At 43.5% G+C, this 17,523-nt stretch carries 14 protein-coding genes and 1 pseudogene; 7 read left to right on the top strand and 8 right to left on the bottom strand.

Annotation, left to right across the window (positions count from 1 at the left end):
- The first annotated feature begins 314 nt into the window (after positions 1 to 314).
- From V7K35_RS14820 to cbiE, 6 genes are all read left to right on the top strand, one after another.
- On the top strand, positions 315 to 638 hold the full coding sequence (locus V7K35_RS14820; protein WP_335080048.1) for a YnfA family protein: 324 nt from the start codon (positions 315 to 317) through the stop codon (positions 636 to 638).
- Positions 639 to 1,008: 370 nt separating this feature from the next.
- Positions 1,009 to 2,424 (top strand): ammonium transporter, encoded by a 1,416-nt coding sequence (locus V7K35_RS14815; protein ID WP_442939729.1) that lies wholly within the window; start codon positions 1,009 to 1,011, stop codon positions 2,422 to 2,424.
- A 164-nt stretch (positions 2,425 to 2,588) separates the two neighbouring features.
- Positions 2,589 to 3,422 carry an SGNH/GDSL hydrolase family protein gene (locus tag V7K35_RS14810; RefSeq protein WP_335080046.1) on the top strand — a complete coding sequence of 278 codons (834 nt, stop codon included), beginning with the start codon at positions 2,589 to 2,591 and terminating at the stop codon, positions 3,420 to 3,422.
- 119 nt (positions 3,423 to 3,541) lie between these two features.
- Positions 3,542 to 4,750 (top strand): 4-hydroxy-3-methylbut-2-enyl diphosphate reductase, encoded by a 1,209-nt coding sequence (locus V7K35_RS14805; protein ID WP_335080045.1) that lies wholly within the window; start codon positions 3,542 to 3,544, stop codon positions 4,748 to 4,750.
- Between the two features lie 275 nt (positions 4,751 to 5,025).
- Entirely contained in the window at positions 5,026 to 5,805 is a 780-nt protein-coding gene (locus V7K35_RS14800) for a class I SAM-dependent methyltransferase (protein WP_335080044.1), read from the top strand.
- Between the two features lie 13 nt (positions 5,806 to 5,818).
- Positions 5,819 to 7,024, top strand: coding sequence for a precorrin-6y C5,15-methyltransferase (decarboxylating) subunit CbiE (cbiE, locus tag V7K35_RS14795; protein WP_335080043.1), 1,206 nt, complete (start codon positions 5,819 to 5,821; stop codon positions 7,022 to 7,024).
- Between the two features lie 221 nt (positions 7,025 to 7,245).
- On the opposite strand, the gene V7K35_RS14790 is transcribed toward cbiE, so the two are convergent.
- From V7K35_RS14790 to aroF, 3 genes are all read right to left on the bottom strand, one after another.
- Entirely contained in the window at positions 7,246 to 8,610 is a 1,365-nt protein-coding gene (locus V7K35_RS14790; RefSeq protein WP_335080042.1) for a hypothetical protein, read from the bottom strand.
- Between the two features lie 229 nt (positions 8,611 to 8,839).
- Positions 8,840 to 9,583: a hypothetical protein gene (locus tag V7K35_RS14785; RefSeq protein WP_335080041.1), complete on the bottom strand. Its 744-nt coding sequence runs from the start codon at positions 9,581 to 9,583 to the stop codon at positions 8,840 to 8,842.
- A gap of 895 nt (positions 9,584 to 10,478) precedes the next feature.
- Complete coding sequence (gene aroF, locus V7K35_RS14780) at positions 10,479 to 11,579, bottom strand: 3-deoxy-7-phosphoheptulonate synthase (RefSeq protein ID WP_335080040.1); 1,101 nt, start codon at positions 11,577 to 11,579, stop codon at positions 10,479 to 10,481.
- A gap of 58 nt (positions 11,580 to 11,637) precedes the next feature.
- On the opposite strand from aroF, the gene V7K35_RS14775 reads away from it, so the two are divergent.
- The gene (locus V7K35_RS14775) at positions 11,638 to 11,865 is read left to right on the top strand and encodes a hypothetical protein (RefSeq protein WP_335080039.1); all 228 of its coding nucleotides are present in this window, start codon (positions 11,638 to 11,640) and stop codon (positions 11,863 to 11,865) included.
- A 62-nt stretch (positions 11,866 to 11,927) separates the two neighbouring features.
- On the opposite strand, the gene trpD is transcribed toward V7K35_RS14775, so the two are convergent.
- The 5 genes and pseudogenes from trpD to V7K35_RS29715 all read right to left on the bottom strand — a co-directional run.
- On the bottom strand, positions 11,928 to 13,091 hold the full coding sequence (trpD, locus tag V7K35_RS14770) for an anthranilate phosphoribosyltransferase (protein WP_335080071.1): 1,164 nt from the start codon (positions 13,089 to 13,091) through the stop codon (positions 11,928 to 11,930).
- A 178-nt stretch (positions 13,092 to 13,269) separates the two neighbouring features.
- On the bottom strand, positions 13,270 to 14,511 hold the full coding sequence (gene trpB / locus V7K35_RS14765) for a tryptophan synthase subunit beta (protein ID WP_335080038.1): 1,242 nt from the start codon (positions 14,509 to 14,511) through the stop codon (positions 13,270 to 13,272).
- A 175-nt stretch (positions 14,512 to 14,686) separates the two neighbouring features.
- Complete coding sequence (locus tag V7K35_RS14760) at positions 14,687 to 15,940, bottom strand: tyrosinase family protein (protein ID WP_335080037.1); 1,254 nt, start codon at positions 15,938 to 15,940, stop codon at positions 14,687 to 14,689.
- A 402-nt stretch (positions 15,941 to 16,342) separates the two neighbouring features.
- Positions 16,343 to 17,176 carry a tryptophan synthase subunit alpha gene (gene trpA / locus V7K35_RS14755; RefSeq protein WP_334794227.1) on the bottom strand — a complete coding sequence of 278 codons (834 nt, stop codon included), beginning with the start codon at positions 17,174 to 17,176 and terminating at the stop codon, positions 16,343 to 16,345.
- A gap of 48 nt (positions 17,177 to 17,224) precedes the next feature.
- Positions 17,225 to 17,523 (bottom strand): annotated as a pseudogene (locus tag V7K35_RS29715) (hypothetical protein); the annotation flags it as partial.

Here is a 17,523-nt window from a genome sequence, read left to right as displayed (position 1 = left end):
AAACCAATGCCCAATACAACTCTTGGAGAGGCTGGCGCTTAGGGCGTAGCTATGCCGCAGGCTTTAGACGCCGCTCACTGCAAGTGCCCAATGACGCCAGTTGCTTCTCCGGTCGGAGACGCTCTTGCTAGCAAGATCCCCCTAGGAGTACAACGGATAGCGCAGCATTAGCGAGTCATTGAGCGTCGGGAACCTCCGCAACGCACTTGCTCCCCAATGCCCAGTTAACAAACTTACTTCAATTAATGACAATAGTTTAGTTAAAAGCGTTAGGGTAATTTCACTGAGTTCGACCTGATTAAAAAATCAGTTAAATGATTAAGTCCTTGCTGTATTTTTTGTGGGCTGGTTTATTTGAAATCGGGGGTGGCTACCTAGTCTGGTTGTGGTTGCGTGAAGGTAAGCCGTTCTGGTGGGGCATATTGGGTGGAATTGCTTTAGCTTTCTATGGGGTTATTGCAACTCTCCAATCGACAAATTTTGGCAGAGTGTATGCGGCTTATGGTGGCGTGTTTATCGCAATGGCAATGCTTTGGGGTTGGAAGGTAGACGGGGTAACTCCAGACCGCTACGACCTAATAGGAGCAATTTTCGCTTTAGCGGGTGTTTTAATTATCATGTTTGCACCTAGAACTTAATTGACACTCTCAGTCCTTTTAGGGCTGATATTTGGGCAAATTCTCTGATAATTTACAATAATTATCAATTCTCAGAAGGATATTGGTTTGTAACAGTAGGTAACTAAAAATTTGGAATTTTGTAGCGGTTGAATAAAATGTTATTCTTCAAAAACAAAAAAGATGCAATTATTGCATGTGTATACTTTTATTTAAATCTTGGCAACTACAATCAGAATTATATTTTTGTTAACATTTGCAGAAAATTAAGGTTAAGTATCTTTCAAGACAAAAATGTCTAACTAAAAGTAATCAAATGTAGTGAAGTATACAAATAATTGGTGCTTAGGAAGAAAAACAAGTGTTGAAGAAAGTTGTAATGATTGGGGCTATGACCCTACTGATTTTGGGAGTACCGCTGATGGGCAATGCTTTTGCCCAAACACCAGCTGCTGCGCCGCCTACTGCTGATACTGGAGATACGGCATTTATGCTGATTTCAGCAGCACTCGTGCTGCTAATGACACCAGGATTAGCGTTTTTCTATGGAGGATTTGTGCGATCACGCAATATCCTAAACACATTGATGATGAGCTTTGTGTTGATGGCGATCGTGGGAGTTACCTGGATTTTGTGGGGCTATAGTCTTGCCTTCGCGCCAGGTCTACCGTTCATCGGTGGATTGCAATGGTTGGGGTTGAATGGTGTCGGTTTAGAGATTCAAGGCTACTTGCCGCATCTGCCATACGAAGATGCGCTCAAAGCAGCAGACTCCAAATATGCTGATGTTGTCTCCTACGCCGGAACGATTCCCCACCAGGCGTTCATGATTTATCAAGCGATGTTTGCCATTATCACCCCAGCCTTAATTTCTGGGGCGATCGTTGAGCGGATGAGTTTCCGCGCCTATTCGCTGTTTGTGCTGCTGTGGTCAACCTTTGTTTACGCTCCCCTCGCCCACATGGTATGGGCGAAAGGTGGATTCTTGGGTTTGTATGGTGGATTAGGTGCCCTCGACTTTGCAGGCGGTACAGTAGTTCATATCAGTTCTGGCGTTTCTGCTCTAGTAGCAGCGATCGTCCTTGGGCCTCGGAAAACCCATCCTGATCGTCTTAGCCCTCCACACAATGTTCCTTTCATTTTGCTGGGTGCTGCCTTGTTGTGGTTTGGCTGGTTCGGTTTCAATGCTGGAAGTGCCTTATCTGCTGCTAGTGGAACTTCTGGTAATGTAGTCACAAATTTAGCAACAACAGCCTTTGTTGCCACCAATACAGCGGCGGCGGCGGCGGCTTTAATGTGGCTAATTTTGGAAGCAGTTTTACGGGGGAAACCGACTGCCGTGGGAGCGGCTACAGGAGCCGTTGCTGGTTTAGTGGGCATCACTCCCGCCGCCGGATTTGTGACACCGTTATCAGCGATTTTAGTTGGTTTTGTCACCGCCTTTGTTTGCTTCTATGCTGTGAGTTTCAAGCACAAGCTAGAAATTGACGATGCTTTAGATACCTATCCTGTGCATGGGGTTGGTGGTACAGTGGGGGCGATTTTAACAGCCATCTTTGCCACGACTCAAGTCAATGGAGGAGGTAAAGACGGAGTGCTGCGGGGTAATTTTGGTGAATTGGGAGTTGAACTAGTAGCAATTGCCGTTGCCTACGTGATCGCAGGTGTTGGTACGTGGATTATTCTCAAGGTTATTGATGCTACAGTCGGGCTGCGAGTCAAGGAGGAAGCTGAATTGCAAGGTTTGGATATTAACGAACACGGTGAAGAAGGTTACAACTCCGAGTTTGGCGATCGCCCCATTTAGTAAAGAGTGCTGTTAGCGGATAGCTATGGTTTAGCCGATGCTGAGTTAAGAGTTTGGAAGGAAGAACTTTCTGTTTGCTTCCCCAGTCCCCAGCTGTAAGATTGTGTAATTTGCGATCGCTAGCGTTAAAATTTGATTCTAATAATTGGTAAATTTCGCTAGTCGTGTCTACTTCAGCAAAAACCTTTCCGATCTGGGCATTTTTCTCGCTGTTAACCAACGGCATCCTCATGTTGGCGGTCATTCTGCTAATTTGGCAACAGCAGAAATTGACCGCTTTCTTTGGGGTAACAACATCCCCAGAGCCAATCAACCTGAACAACTCACCCCAAGTTGTTACACCTGATTTAGGTCGCCGTCACCAACTCACTTACCAGGAGTGGGTAAACATCCTTGAGCAAGAAGCCAAGGTAGCTGCTGACCAACGGACTCCGCATTTAAGCATATTGGCGGGAGATTCTTTGAGTCTGTGGTTTCCCCCAGAGTTATTACCCGAAGGTAAAAATTGGCTCAATCAAGGAATTTCTGGCGAAACCAGCAATGGACTTTTGAAAAGATTGAAGATATTTGACCGCACCCAGCCAGAGTTAATTTTTGTGATGATTGGCATTAATGACCTAATTGGGGGGATGAGCGACGGGGTAATTTTAGATAATCAGCGGCAAATTATCAATTACCTACGAAAGGCGCATCCCACAGCCCAAATTATTGTCCAATCGATTTTGCCACACGGGGCAAAGGAAGCAACCTGGAAAGGACGAGAGAAACTCCAGACTATTGCCAATAGTCGCATTCGCCAGTTGAACCAACAACTGCAAAGTATTTCTACCAAAAAAGGTGTCAAATATCTCGATTTATATCCCCTGTTTACCAACAAGCAAGGTAATCTCCGCCGCGAATTTACTAGTGATGGCTTACATTTAAGCCCTGAAGGCTATATAGTTTGGCGTTCTGCATTGCAGATTTATAGCGAAATCGAATTAAAACCCCAGCGTTAACCTCCTTCAAGGGAAAAAGGGTAAAGCACAAAAAGAAGTAATATCTTTGAAGACAACTGTGTATAAATCGCCTCTTGGCGCGAGAAAATAAAAAATAGTGGTTTAAGTAGACAAATCAAATGGATACAAAAGCTTTTAAGCGCAGCCTGCAACATTCAGAGAATTACAATCGCAAGGGCTTTGGTCATAAAGCAGAAGTTGCCACCCAGTTGCAATCTGAGTATCAGAGTAACTTGATTCAAGAAATTCGCGATCGCAATTACACCCTGCAACGAGGTGATGTGACGATTCGACTAGCACAAGCCTTTGGCTTTTGCTGGGGTGTAGAACGAGCTGTGGCCATGGCCTACGAAACCCGTCAGCACTTCCCCACAGAACACATTTGGATTACTAACGAGATTATCCACAATCCTTCTGTAAATCAGCGGATGCAGGAGATGGAGGTAGAATTCATCCCTATTGAAGGAAAGAATAAAGACTTTTCTGTTGTTGGCACTGGTGATGTAGTCATATTACCTGCTTTTGGGGCTAGCGTTCAAGAAATGCAGATACTTCACGATAAAGGCTGCAAAATTGTTGATACAACTTGTCCTTGGGTATCTAAAGTTTGGAATACTGTAGAAAAACACAAAAGAGTTGATTATACTTCCATTATTCATGGTAAATATAAGCATGAAGAAACAGTCGCTACTAGTTCCTTTGCTGGCAAGTATTTAATAGTGTTAAATTTGCCAGAAGCAGAATATGTTGCTGACTATATTAGCAATGGTGGAAACCGTGAAGAATTTCTGACAAAATTTGCTAAAGCTTGTTCAGCAGGATTTGATCCCGATCAGGATTTAGAAAGAGTTGGCATTGCTAATCAAACTACGATGCTTAAAGGCGAAACTGAGCAAATTGGCAAACTTTTTGAGCGGACTATGTTGCAAAAGTATGGCCCCACTGGGTTAAATCAGCATTTCCAAAGCTTCAACACTATCTGTGACGCCACCCAAGAACGGCAAGATGCAATGTTAGAGCTAGTAGAACATAATTTAGATTTGATGGTAGTAATTGGCGGGTTTAATTCATCGAATACTACTCAATTACAACAAATTGCTTTTGAGCGGGGAATTCCTTCCTATCATATTGATACTGTTGAACGGATTAAATCAGAGGATTCGATAGAACATCGGCAATTAAATGGGCAGTTAATAACTACAGAAAACTGGTTACCAGATGGAGAAATTGTCGTGGGAATTACTTCTGGTGCTTCTACGCCAGATAAGGTGGTAGAAGATGTGATTAAAAAAATTTTTACTGTGAAAGCAACAGCAATACTAGTTTAACAATGATCAGTTATTAATTTATCTCTTGGCGAAACACTACATTAATAACAGTTATCAGTAACTAGTGAACGTTTGTTATTGATAACTGTTAGGACTTACGCACACTCTACGAATTCTCGGCGCTCTTGGCACGGCAGTTGCTTCAAGTCGGCAGAGCCGCCCAACGCACTGCCTCGTCTTGGCGGTTCGATAAATTAAGCGAAGTTGGCAATTTTTGCGTAAGTCCTAACTGTTTACTGTTCACTATATTTAAAAAGTTGTGAGAAATTCAATAAATGGCTATTTATGAGCAAATTGGTAAAGGCTATGATTTGACTCGTCGCGCTGACCCTGAAATTTCTGCCCAATTAGCTATTCATCTTCAGCTAAAATCAGATTACTCATATCTAGATGTGGCGTGTGGCACTGGAAATTACACACTAGCTTTGGCAAAACATGGTGGTGTTTGGTATGGAGTAGACCAGTCAAAACAGATGATTGATACTGCTACGAATAAGAGTAATGCTGTAGCTTGGCAAGTTGCAGAATCTCAGGCGTTACCTTATGCTGATGAGACTTTCTCTGGTGTGTTATGCACATTGGCAATACATCATTTTGCTGGATTAACTCCTGCTTTTCGGGAAATTTACCGTGTCTTGAGTAGTGGTTGTTTTGTATTATTTACTGCCACACCTGAGCAAATGAATAAATATTGGTTAGTCGAATATTTTCCAGAGGCTATATATAAATCTGTTGAACAGATGCCAAGTTTAGAAAAGGTAAAATCTGCTCTCAATAAGGCAGGTTTTAACTCAATAGATATCAAATCTTATTCTATTTCGGAAAGCTTAGAAGACCTATTTTTATATAGTGGAAAACATCGTCCAGAAATATATTTAGACGAGAATGTGCGTTCTGGAATTTCTACCTTTGCTTTGCTAGCTTCTGCGGATGAAATCGCAGCAGGGTGTGAAAGGCTAGCAGCAGATATTAACACAGGACGCATCACAGAGATTGTCAATAAATATGAAAACAATCAAGGAGATTACTTGTTTGTAATCGCCGAGAAAGTATGAATCATGAATTAGCATGACACAGAAATGGCTTTCTATCGTCGGTATTGGAGAAGATGGATTACAGGGGTTAAGCGCGATCGCTCTTACCTTAATCACTCAAGCTAAAGTAATTGTGGGAGGCGATCGCCATTTGGCAATGCTCCCTACAGATGATCAACGTGAGAAACTAGTCTGGACATCCCCTATTAGCGCCTCAGTTGAGGAAATTATCCAGCGTCGGGGTGAATCAATTTGCGTACTCGCAAGCGGCGATCCGATGTGTTACGGCATTGGTGTTACCTTAATGCGGCGAATTCCCATTTCAGAAATGACGATTATTCCCGCACCTTCAGCCTTCAACCTCGTCTGTGCCAGGGTTGGATGGTCTTTGACTGAGGTAGAAACCTTAAGTTTGAATAGTCGTCCATCCTCCCTACTCCAGTCTTACATCTATCCGGGAGCTAGGCTCTTGATTTTGAGTGAAGGGAAGGACACACCCGCCATTGTTGCCGAAATTTTGACAAATCGCGGCTATTGTGGCAGCAAAATCACCGTATTGGAGCGCATGGGTGGCATTCATGAAAGAATTGTGGAAGGTACGGCTGCATCTTGGAATGAAACTGAAGTTGCTGCATTAAATGCGATCGCAGTTTATTGTATTGCTGATGCTGGGGTTGTGCCATTACCAAGATTACCAGGATTACCAGATAACGCCTACCACCACGATGGACAGTTAACGAAGCGTGAAGTTAGGGCAATCACCTTAGCAGCTTTGGCACCCACACCGGGAGAATTGTTGTGGGATGTGGGCGCGGGTTGCGGCTCAATTTCTATCGAATGGATGCGAAGCCATGCTCGGTGTCGGGCGATCGCGATCGAACAAAACTCGTCTAGACTACTATATATTGCTGATAATGCGGCGACTCTCGGTACTCCAAATTTGCAAATCATTGAAGGTAAAGCGCCCCATGCCCTGAAAGACTTACCTGCACCAGATGCGATTTTTATTGGTGGTGGAGTGACAACGGGACTTTTTGATGTTTGTTGGGAAGCACTGCGATCGGGTGGACGTTTGGTGGCAAATGTTGTGACGGTAGAAGGTGAGCAAACTTTATTTCAATGGCATGAACGAGTCGGTGGCGATTTAACTCGTATTGCGATTCAACGCGCTGAACCTATTGGTAAATTTTTGGGATGGCGAGCAATGGCGCCTGTGACGCAATGGATGGTTGTAAAATAACAAGATTTGTATCTAATATGAGGTGTTATTGATGTCCCGCAAGCCATGCGACCTCAAGCCAGAATACTGCTACCATACAAAACTGTCACATAGTATATAAGTACTATGTGAATGTGATTACATTGTACCAGTAACCTAAGTCTTAATAAATTAATTATTAAAAGTGATAAACTTTTTTATACTCTTCCAAAACTTGATCATAAATTACTTTTTTTTGACACTCATAAAACTTTTTGGTTTACTGAGTTTTGTTGTTTTTTGAACACTGACAACAGCAAACACACAAGTCCCATTATTATCAGCGACACTGAAGAAGTAGGTTCTGGGACAGACTGAAGATTTTGCAGAGACTGATAATCAATTACATCCCCTTGAATTGGGCTGAGTAATGCCAAAAGTTGCTCAATATCTTTAGATATATTAGTGTCATTAATACCAACACTTCTAGAAGACATGAGCCGATTAAACGTCTGGCTACTTGATACATCAAAATCTCCTGTTAATCCAAGAAAATTTTGACCTATCTTACCTATAAGAGAGTCAATCAGATTGTTAGCACCAGTTTTGATTCCTTGTGGAAATAACTCTAAACTACTGGGGCTGGGGTTATTGATGTTTCCAATGGCTGTGTTATCACCATCCGCTAACCATTTGCCATTACCAATGATTTCATTTCCACTCGTAAAAACCCAGTTACCATTACCAATAATTGTGTTGTTACTACCGAAGTCCCAATTACCATTTCCAATGGCTGTGTTGTTACTCCCAAAGTGCCAATTACCATTACCTAATGTTGCATTATTATTTCCGTTATCCCAATACCAGTTACCGTTACCAAGAGTTGTGTTACCCTTTGCAAATAGCCAGTTACCATTACCGATAGTTGCGTTGTCATTATTAAAGTTCCAGTTACCATTCCCAATGGTTGCACTGTTACTCCCATAGTCCGAGTTAAAATTACCAATGGTTGCGTTCTTACTACCAAAGTTCCTATTGCTTTTACCAACGGGTGCGTTGTCCTTATTAAAGGGTGGGCTACCAGAATTAGTAATAGGGTTACTACTACCAGTATTAAACGTATTGCCACTGTTACTAAAGGGTATATTATTACCAAGGACTTCTCTCAACGGATCGAAAGGCGATTGTTGAAGCAAACTTCCAGCACCTGCTATAGGGCTACTGTTGCCAGCAAAGGGGTTGATACCGCCAATTGCAGTGGTATTGCCACCGTTTAGAAATGGGTTACTTCCATTTGCTAATGTGTTATTAGTGTCCTGGAAAAAATTTTTACCCAGAATTAACTTCAAGCGATCAAAGATTAATTGCTGAAGCTTGCTGCCAGCATCCCCAGCAAAGGGGTTGCTACCGCCACCTGGAATGGTACTGTTACCAGCAAAGGGGTTGCTACCGCCACCTGGAATGGCACTGTTACCAGTAAAGGGGTTGCTACCACCCGTCAATAAACTGCCTTCAGTATACAAACTGCTATTGGTAGCAAAGGAACTACTGTTATACAGGTTGCGATCGCCAGGGGCACTAAAGGTATTAACCTTACCATTAATGGAATTGACAGCAGACGCTTCCATTCGTACTAATTCTCCTATTTTTATTTAAAAAATTTTAGGGTCTTCAGTACATGTTATGTCAAGTATGAATTTGCTCAACCAAAATTTCTCTAAATAAAGGCTTTAATCATCTTCACTGTCAACCTGACAGAAAATCTTACCTAAAGTCCTTACTAATAAAGAGTTTCAGTGCATAACATAGTCAAGTTGCATAGTATGTACTGAAGAACTCATCATTGTTCCAAAAATTCTAATGAGTGCCGCCACCACCAAATGATGGGATGCCGCCACCAGCACCGCCACCACCAAATGATGGGATGCCGCCACCAGCACCGCCACCACCAAATGATGGGATGCCGTCACCAGCACCGCCACCACCAAATGATGGGATGCCGCCACCAGCACCGCCACTACCAAATGATGGAATGCCGCCACCAGCACCGCCACCACCAAATGATGGAATGCCGCCACCAGCACCGCCACCACCAAATGATGGAATGCCACCACCAGCACCGCCACCACCAAATGATGGGATGACGCTACCACCCTGTGTCTCTTTAAGCTTTGAGTTAACTAGGTTATCAATAGTACCCCTCAAACCGAATCCGTCCGGTGTTTCAGTTGTGCTAATAGTACTAGCCTTGCTGCCAACACCAGTCAAAGGGTCAGTGGTACTACCCTGGTTAACACCGCCTACGGATGGATTTTTACCGATTGCGGATGGATTTTTACCACCTGCAAAGATGTTCCAAAAGTTGTCACCAGCGAAAGGATTACCACCATAGGCTAAATCAGGCTTACTACCACTACCACCACTACCACCACCACCACCAAATGGTGAACTACCGCTACCTTCTCCTTTACCAGCACCACTGAATATCTGGGAGAGGTCTTTATCACCCAGAACTTCACTCAAGCGACCGAACGGTGAATCTCTCAACTTGTCTACGCTAGTAGAAGAGTTCCCAGTACCACTATTATTCAAATCTGCCATCAGGACTAATCCTCCTAATTCTTAGAATAAAAATCTTGCTAGCATAGCAACATAAAATGGACAAGATTAAATCTTGAAAGTGAATTCTATGTTGTATTTCTATTAGCAAAACTAGTTAGTAGCTCTTGGTTTATTTTATTATCCTCTAAAGTGGAGATAATCAATTTTTATCCAATGCTACTTACATTTAGAATATATGTAATTTAACTTCTAATTACAATGAAAAATATTTTGATAAATACATCAAAATATTAAATATATTTAAAGGACAAGATAGAATATTTGACTAGTAAACTTTGTAATAAGATTGTATTTTGATTAAATATCATATTGCAATGAATAATTTTTTGATAAATTTGTCAAATCTTTAGAGGATGTTTGAAAAGTTATGAGAATTCAGATTATTTAACCCAAAATCATCTTACCGGACTTAAACATTTTGGAGGAAAAAATAAGCCTCAAACTCATACAGGGTAGGCAAATACACAAAATACCCAAAAATGGCCAAAACGCAAATATATCAACAAACGAAGCAAAACGATGTCACGTCGCTTCTCTAACGAGACGCTGCGCGTAGCAAGATACCCATAAATAAATTTAGGGGCTTGTATCATGAGTCGTTTTCGGTCAAAGTTAATCTGTATATAGATTTGAGACTATTTTTTTTGTGTTTTTTGTATAAGTTCCACTAAGTAAAAAAATTCGTTACAGATGCTGCAATTACTACCCTTCTAGCCCGGATTTCTCACAACTGAGAAATCCAGGTGAAAACCCCGCCCTCAGTGTCAGCAGGGTGGGGTAGTTTAAGAAAAACTGATCAACGGATTTTTTAAATAAAAGAATCTGTTGATCAGCTTTAGCCGTTTGCAAAAAATCGGTTAAGATTACGCTTTATTTACTTTGAGAGTTCTGGTGTGAGGAGAATCTGGTTTTCGCCAATGTTAGCAAATGCAGGTGTAGACCAGCGATCGACTACTTTGCCCAGAATTGACATTTCTTGAACTAAGCGGTCAAATTTATCAGGGGTGAGAGATTGAGGCCCATCAGATAAAGCCTTCGCTGGATTGGGGTGAACTTCAATCATCAAGGCATCTGTACCAGCTGCGATCGCAGCCATTGCCATAGATGGAACATATTCAGACCTACCTGTACCATGACTGGGATCAATCATAATCGGTAAATGGGTAAGCGATCGCAACACCGGAAGCACGGATAAATCTAAAGTATTACGGGCATATTTGCCATCAAAAGTTCTGATTCCCCGCTCACAAAGAATTACATTTGGATTTCCTGATGCCAAAATATATTCTGCCGCCATCAGCCACTCGTCAATTGTGGCAGACATCCCGCGCTTCAGCAGCACTGGTTTATCTTGAGCGCCTACCTTTTTCAGCAACGAAAAGTTGTGCATATTCCTAGCTCCGATTTGGATGATGTCAGCTGTTCTCGCTACTGCTGATAAATCGGCAGCATCCATCAGTTCTGTGACAATACCCAAACCGGTAGCTTCCCGCGCTGCTGCTAATAAATCTAAAGCGCTTTCACCATAACCTTGAAAGGCATAAGGTGAAGTACGGGGTTTGTAGGCTCCACCACGGAGAAACTGTGCTCCTGCTGCTTTCACCCGCTTTGCCGTTTCGACAATCATCGCTTCATTCTCAACAGAACAAGGCCCGGCTACCACTACAATCGGATGGTGTTCGCCGAAATAGACATCACCGTTAGGTGTAGGTACAACGACCTCGCTGGCTTGTCCATCTCGGAATTCTCGACTTACCCGCTTGAAAGGTTGTTGTACCCGTACTACTTGCTCAATCCAAGGGCTGAACTCTTGAACCTGTAATTTATCGATGCTAGTGGTATCACCAATTAGCCCCAAGACAATTTTATGCGTGCCAACACTTTTTTCTACTGTCACTTTCCAAGTTTCACTTAGTTCTTGACTGATGCGAGTAATTTCTTCAAGAGGTGTACCAGTCTTAAGTATGATAATCATCTGTTTTTCCTTGTATATATTTTGGATGGGCTAATCTTTACAAATCGATGCATTAACATTGCGAGTCGATGCATTGGCATTGCGAGTCGATGCATTAACATTGCGAGTCGATGCATTGGCATTGCGAGTCAATGCATTGGCATTGCGAGTCGACGCATTGGCATTGCGAGTCGACGCATTGGCATTGCGAGTCGATGCATTGGCATTGCGAGTCGATGCATTGGCATTGCGAGTCGATGCATTGGCATTGCGAGTCGACGCATTGGCATTGCAGGTCAAGGTGTAAGGCAGCTTTAGAAAACTTGCGTGTACACCGTAGCTCCTTATAAGAAAAGAAGAAAAGTTCGTCTAGCGCAAAAATTCCGCAAGTTGTTCTAGTTTTGTCCAAGCCGCACCGCTTTGCAGAATTTTCTTGGCAAGGACAATACCTTTAACACAACCTGCTAAAACATCCGTTTCCCCATCAATCGGCTGACCAACTTGGAGCGCTAGGGCTGTATTTAAAGCGACTACATCTTGCTGTGCTTGAGTGCCTTTCCCTTGGAGAACTGCCTTCAATATTTCGGCATTTTCTGGGACATCTCCACCGTGCAAAGCCGCAGTTGGTGCAAAACTCAAACCAAGTTCTTGAGGATTGAGCGTTAGACAACGCACTTTTTTATCTTGGAGTACAGCTAAGTCAGTCACATCTGCCAAACCAGCTTCATCTAAACGTTCCCGCCCGTGGAGTGCGATCGCTTGCTGACATCCCAATTGGGATAAAGCTTGAACAATCTCCTCTAGTAAAAGCGGGTCGTTGACACCAATAATTTGCCCTGTCGGTCGCATGGGATTTACTAGCGGGCCGAGCAAGTTAAAAACAGTCCGCACTTTCAAAGTTTTTCGCAAAGTAGCGATCGCCTTGAGTGCAGGATGCCAGCCTGGAGCAAATAAAAAGGTGATTCCGATTTCGCCCACTGCGGCTTGCACTTTTTCAGGAGTGGCGTTGAGATTTATACCCAAAGCTTCCAACACATCAGCAGAACCAGTTTTGCTAGATGCCGAACGATTGCCATGTTTGGCAACTTTTACCCCTGCGGCTGCGGCAACAAAGGCCACAGCAGTGGAGATATTAAAGGTTGAAGCTCCATCTCCACCAGTTCCACAGGTGTCTATTAGGGGAGTTGGGAATTGGGTACTGGGTACTGGGGATTGGGTACTAGGTGTTGGGGACTGGGAAAACTCTTGCCCAGTCCCTAATCCCCAGTCCCTAGTCCCTATCCTTTGGGATTGTAAGACGCTAGCCATGCCTACTAATTCTTCGGCAGATACGCCTTTGGCTTGAATTGCGGCTAAAATCGCTCCTGATAATACATGAGGAATGGCATTTATCAGCCAACCTTGCATCAGATCCGCAGCTTGGGAAACCGTCAACGATTGCCGATTTAGCAACTGTTGCAATAAAGCTGGCCAGTTGTAGAACTCAGGAAGGATGAAAATGTTATCGGGTGGAGTTGGAATTACAGCCATCATATTCGTAATGGGCATGGGCATTGGGTATTGGGCATTAGGTATTGGGTATTGGGCATTGGGCATTAGTAAAATAGGACTTACGCACACTCTACGAATTCTCGGCGCTCTTGGCGTCTTGGCGGTTCGATAAATTAAGCTTTTTGGCAATTTTTGCGTAAGTCCTATAAAAGACAGACTATTAGTGATTAAGGATTTTTGCGACGGTTTGCACATCCTTGTCACCTCTACCAGAACAATTGATGACGATGCGGGGACTGCCTTCTAACTGAGGACAAAGGGTTTCTAGATAAGCGATCGCATGAGCAGTTTCTAAGGCTGGAATAATCCCTTCTAGTTGCGAAAGTCTTTGAAATGCTTCTAAGGCTTGCTTATCAGTTACGCTGTAATATTCGGCGCGACCAAGATCCTTTAAATAACTATGCTCAGGGCCAACACCGGGATAGTCTAATCCGGCGCTAATTGAATGGGCTTCGATAACTTGACCATCATCATCTTGCAGTAAATAGCTCATTGCACCGTGCAACACACCTATTTTTCCTTTTGTCAAGGTAGCAGCGTGTTTTTCTGTATCTACACCTTCACCCGCCGCCTCTACTCCAATTAGGCGAACTGAAGGTTCATGCACAAACTCTTTGAATAAGCCGATCGCATTAGAACCTCCACCCACGCAAGCCAGTAGAATATCTGGTAATCCTCCCCATTTCTCCTGTGACTGAGCGCGAGTTTCTACACCAATTACAGCATGGAAATCACGCACGATCAGCGGGTAGGGATGGGGCCCTGCAACAGAACCCAGGATGTAATGGGTTGTTTCCACATTCGTCACCCAATCACGGATTGCTTCAGAAGTTGCATCCTTGAGAGTTCCCGTACCTGCCTCTACTGGACGTACTTCTGCTCCCATCAACTTCATCCGAAAGACGTTGAGGGCTTGGCGTTCCATATCTTGGACGCCCATGTAAATTACACATTTCAAACCAAACCGCGCACATACAGTTGCAGTCGCAACTCCATGTTGACCTGCACCTGTCTCTGCGATAATCCGCTTCTTGCTCATGCGTTTAGCGAGTAACACTTGAGCCAAAGCATTATTGATTTTGTGAGCGCCTGTATGATTTAAATCTTCACGCTTTAAATAGATTTGCGCTCCCGTGCCATCTGGTCTAGCGTAGTTTGTTGTCAGGCGTTCAGCAAAATATAATGGGGTGGGTCGTCCAACATAATCGCGGAGTAAGTCTTGCAGTTCCGCTTGGAAACTTGGCTCATTGCGATATTGATGAAACGCGGTTTCTAACTCACTTAATGCAGGCATTAAGGTTTCGGGGACGTATTTACCGCCGAATTTTCCAAACCTGCCTAAAAGGTCAGGTTGCACGGTCGTAGATGAAATCGCAGCTTTGATATCTTGTATGCTTACCATAGTTCAAAATCCTTTCGTGTTCAAGTGTTTTTTATTCTCGTTACGCCGTGTGTAACTTTCTCTCAAACCTAACCTCCAATCCCTTCCCTTCAAGGGAAGGGGAGTAAGAATCAAAGCCTCTCTCCCTGCGGGGGAGAGGTTTGGAGAGGGGTTCCAAGCGTCTGGTTCTAACTTTTTAGAACTTATCCCAGAGATAAGATTCTTTTCGCGTTTTCTTTTCAGAGGTTTGGTAGATATAGCCTAGTTCCCTGTGATTCAAAACGTCTATAGGGCGCACCAAATCGTCAGAGTCAAAATTTGGTAATAGCGATAGTAAATCTCCTAACGCCGTAGCTTTCGGGTTAGACATACCGCCGTCCCAAGGCCACATTAGGTCTTTAGGATTGTGTCCATAAGGCTGACTATGACCATCGGGAGGATAAAAATCGCTGCCTTTATGACCGTTGTCTTGCCATTCAGCCCAGAGGCGGTCTGCGTTGGCATGATGCAACCAAAACACTGGGTCATAGGGCGAACTTGGTATATTGCTCATCGTACCCAGACTCTTAAACGTTATGGGTGTCGTAGTCGCGTTTATTTGTAACCCACCGACTAAGCCATGAATGTAGTTGTGGATGAATCCTCCTGGCGTGACTTTACCTTGCTCATCTATAGAGATAAATCCTTCCAAAGCAGGGCGAAATAGAGAATAATCATTAAGAGCAAGGACACGCTCAATATCTTTTTTGGGCAAAGGGTAATCACTGGCAGGAGGCAGTCGGAGAAACCGGACAAGTGATGTACCTAAAGATGTTCCGGTATCTGGGTTAATGTTTAATGCTGGATTCATAACCCAGCCATTTGCAGCAGCAAAAGCCCCAGGCACTAGGCCGCCTGTAAAGTTCCCCTGATTTGGAATTTTGATGGTTACTCCTTGACCGTTAGAACCAAGAAAGTCATCGTTAAAAATTACATCAAGTGCTTTGGCGTCAGTCCAATCCCAGTATGGCAGGCTAACAGTTGGGTCTACTGCTTGCAAAGCTTGTTCAAATCTGCGAATATATTCTCGATGCCAAGGGAAAAACGCGGCATTTTCATGAGCAAGTTCGTGAACGGAACCATCGGAATGTCCTTTATGGTTATGAATCAAGCGTGTTGCCCCTAAATGTATGGCAACGAATTGGTCGTAAATACTGAGCTTGCTACCTGCGGGAATTATCGTTTTTAAGGTTTTGATAGCTTTAACGAAAGCTGTTTTCTCTGCTGATGTCAGGTCAGTTACGTTCTTTCTTACAGCGAGGTGAGTCTGTTTTTCTGGAAAATTGTAATGCCAATGATATTCGTATTGTCTGTGATCAGTGCGATCGTGGGCAAAGACTGTAATAGCACAGGCGCTAACTAGAAGTAGGCTATAAATTAATATTTTGACGGATTTTAGCAGGAGTTTCATTATTTTAATGGAAGCAGGGGGCGGGGGCAGGGGGGCAGAAAGAGAAATAATTGTATAGCGCTTCTCATTTTGGTGCAGTACAGTTTTGACCTCACTTCCATTCCTCTCTCCTAAGAGGCTACGGTGTACACACAAGTCTGAAATAGCTGAAAAACCCAAGGTTTTACCCCACCCTAACCCTCCGCTTATAAAGGGGAGGGAACTTGATTTCCGGCTTCCTCCCTTGTAAAGGGGGGATTGAGGGGGGTAATTCGACTTGTGTACACCGTCGTAGCTCCTAAGATGAGAGAGGCTTTGAATCTTACTCCCCAACCCTTGTAGGGTTGGGGTTGGGGGTTAGGTCTATATTGGACTCAACTGCAAACCGCTATAATTCCCCACTTTCTTGGTGTGCGGGTGAATTTATCCCACCTCTTGAAGAGATGGACTTTGGCGCTGACTTTCTGTAATGGCTGTTTTAAGTTCTTGACAAAGCTTTTCTACTGCTTGCAATCCTTCAGTTGGGCTACCTTCAGCTAATTGTTTGACGAAGGCACTACCAACAATCACTGCGTCTGCTCCCCATTCCTTTACTTGATGCGCTTGTTCTGGCCCTGAAATGCCAAAACCAACGCCAATGGGTTTATCGGTAATGCTTTGCAAATCTCTAATTAAATACTTTACACGGTCTTGGATTTGAGCGCGGACACCTGTAACACCTGTAACGCTTACCAAGTAGATAAAACCGTGAGATTGACGAGCGATCGCTTCAATTCTATCTCTAGAACTGGTAGGAGCTACGAGTAAAATTACCTCAATTCCGAAAGATGCAGCAGTCTGGATTAATTCTTCTGCTTCTTCTAGGGGTAAGTCTGGTACTACCAATCCTTGCACCCCAGCAGTAGCAATTTGCGCCAAAAACGACTTAATACCCCGGTACAAAATGGGATTGTAATAAGTAAATAGAATTATCGGTGCTTTTAGGCTAGGAATCACCATGTGTAACATCTCTAGCACTTGCTCTAATTTCGTGCCTCTTTGCAAAGCGCGGGTTGCTGCTGCTTGAATTACAGGCCCATCTGCTAGAGGATCGGAGTAGGGAATACCCAACTCGATGAAGTCAGCACCATTGCGATCTAAGATGCGTAAAGCTTCGGCAGTGGTTTCTAAGTTAGGATCGCCTGCTGTGATAAAGGGGATTAAAGCACACTGTTGGCGATCGCGTAAAGTTTGAAAGGAATCAGAGATAGAAGTCATTCTAAAAAATGGTTAATGATTAATTAATAGTTGTGCAAGAATCAACATTTAGCAATTAGCGATGTTCACTCTACATTTTTTGTCGTCGAGTCTTTGAACCTCGTTAATGAGTCTTTTAACTCCGTGAATGAGTCTTTTAACTCCGTGAATGAGTCTTTTAGCTCCGTCAACGAGTCTTTTAGCTCCGTTAACGAGTCTTTTAGCTCCGTTAATGAGTCTTTTAGCTCCGTTAACGAGTCTTTTAGCTCCGTCAACGAGTCTTTTAGCTCCGTCAACGAGTCTTTTAGCTCCGTCAACGAGTCTTTTAGCTCCGTCAACGAGTCTTTTAGCTCCGTCAACGAGTCTTT

Source organism: Nostoc sp., from assembly GCF_036917275.1.
Taxonomy (GTDB): Bacteria; Cyanobacteriota; Cyanobacteriia; order Cyanobacteriales; family Nostocaceae; genus Nostoc.
Note: the sequence above shows the minus strand (reverse complement) of the source record. Positions and strands in the feature narration are given on the sequence as shown.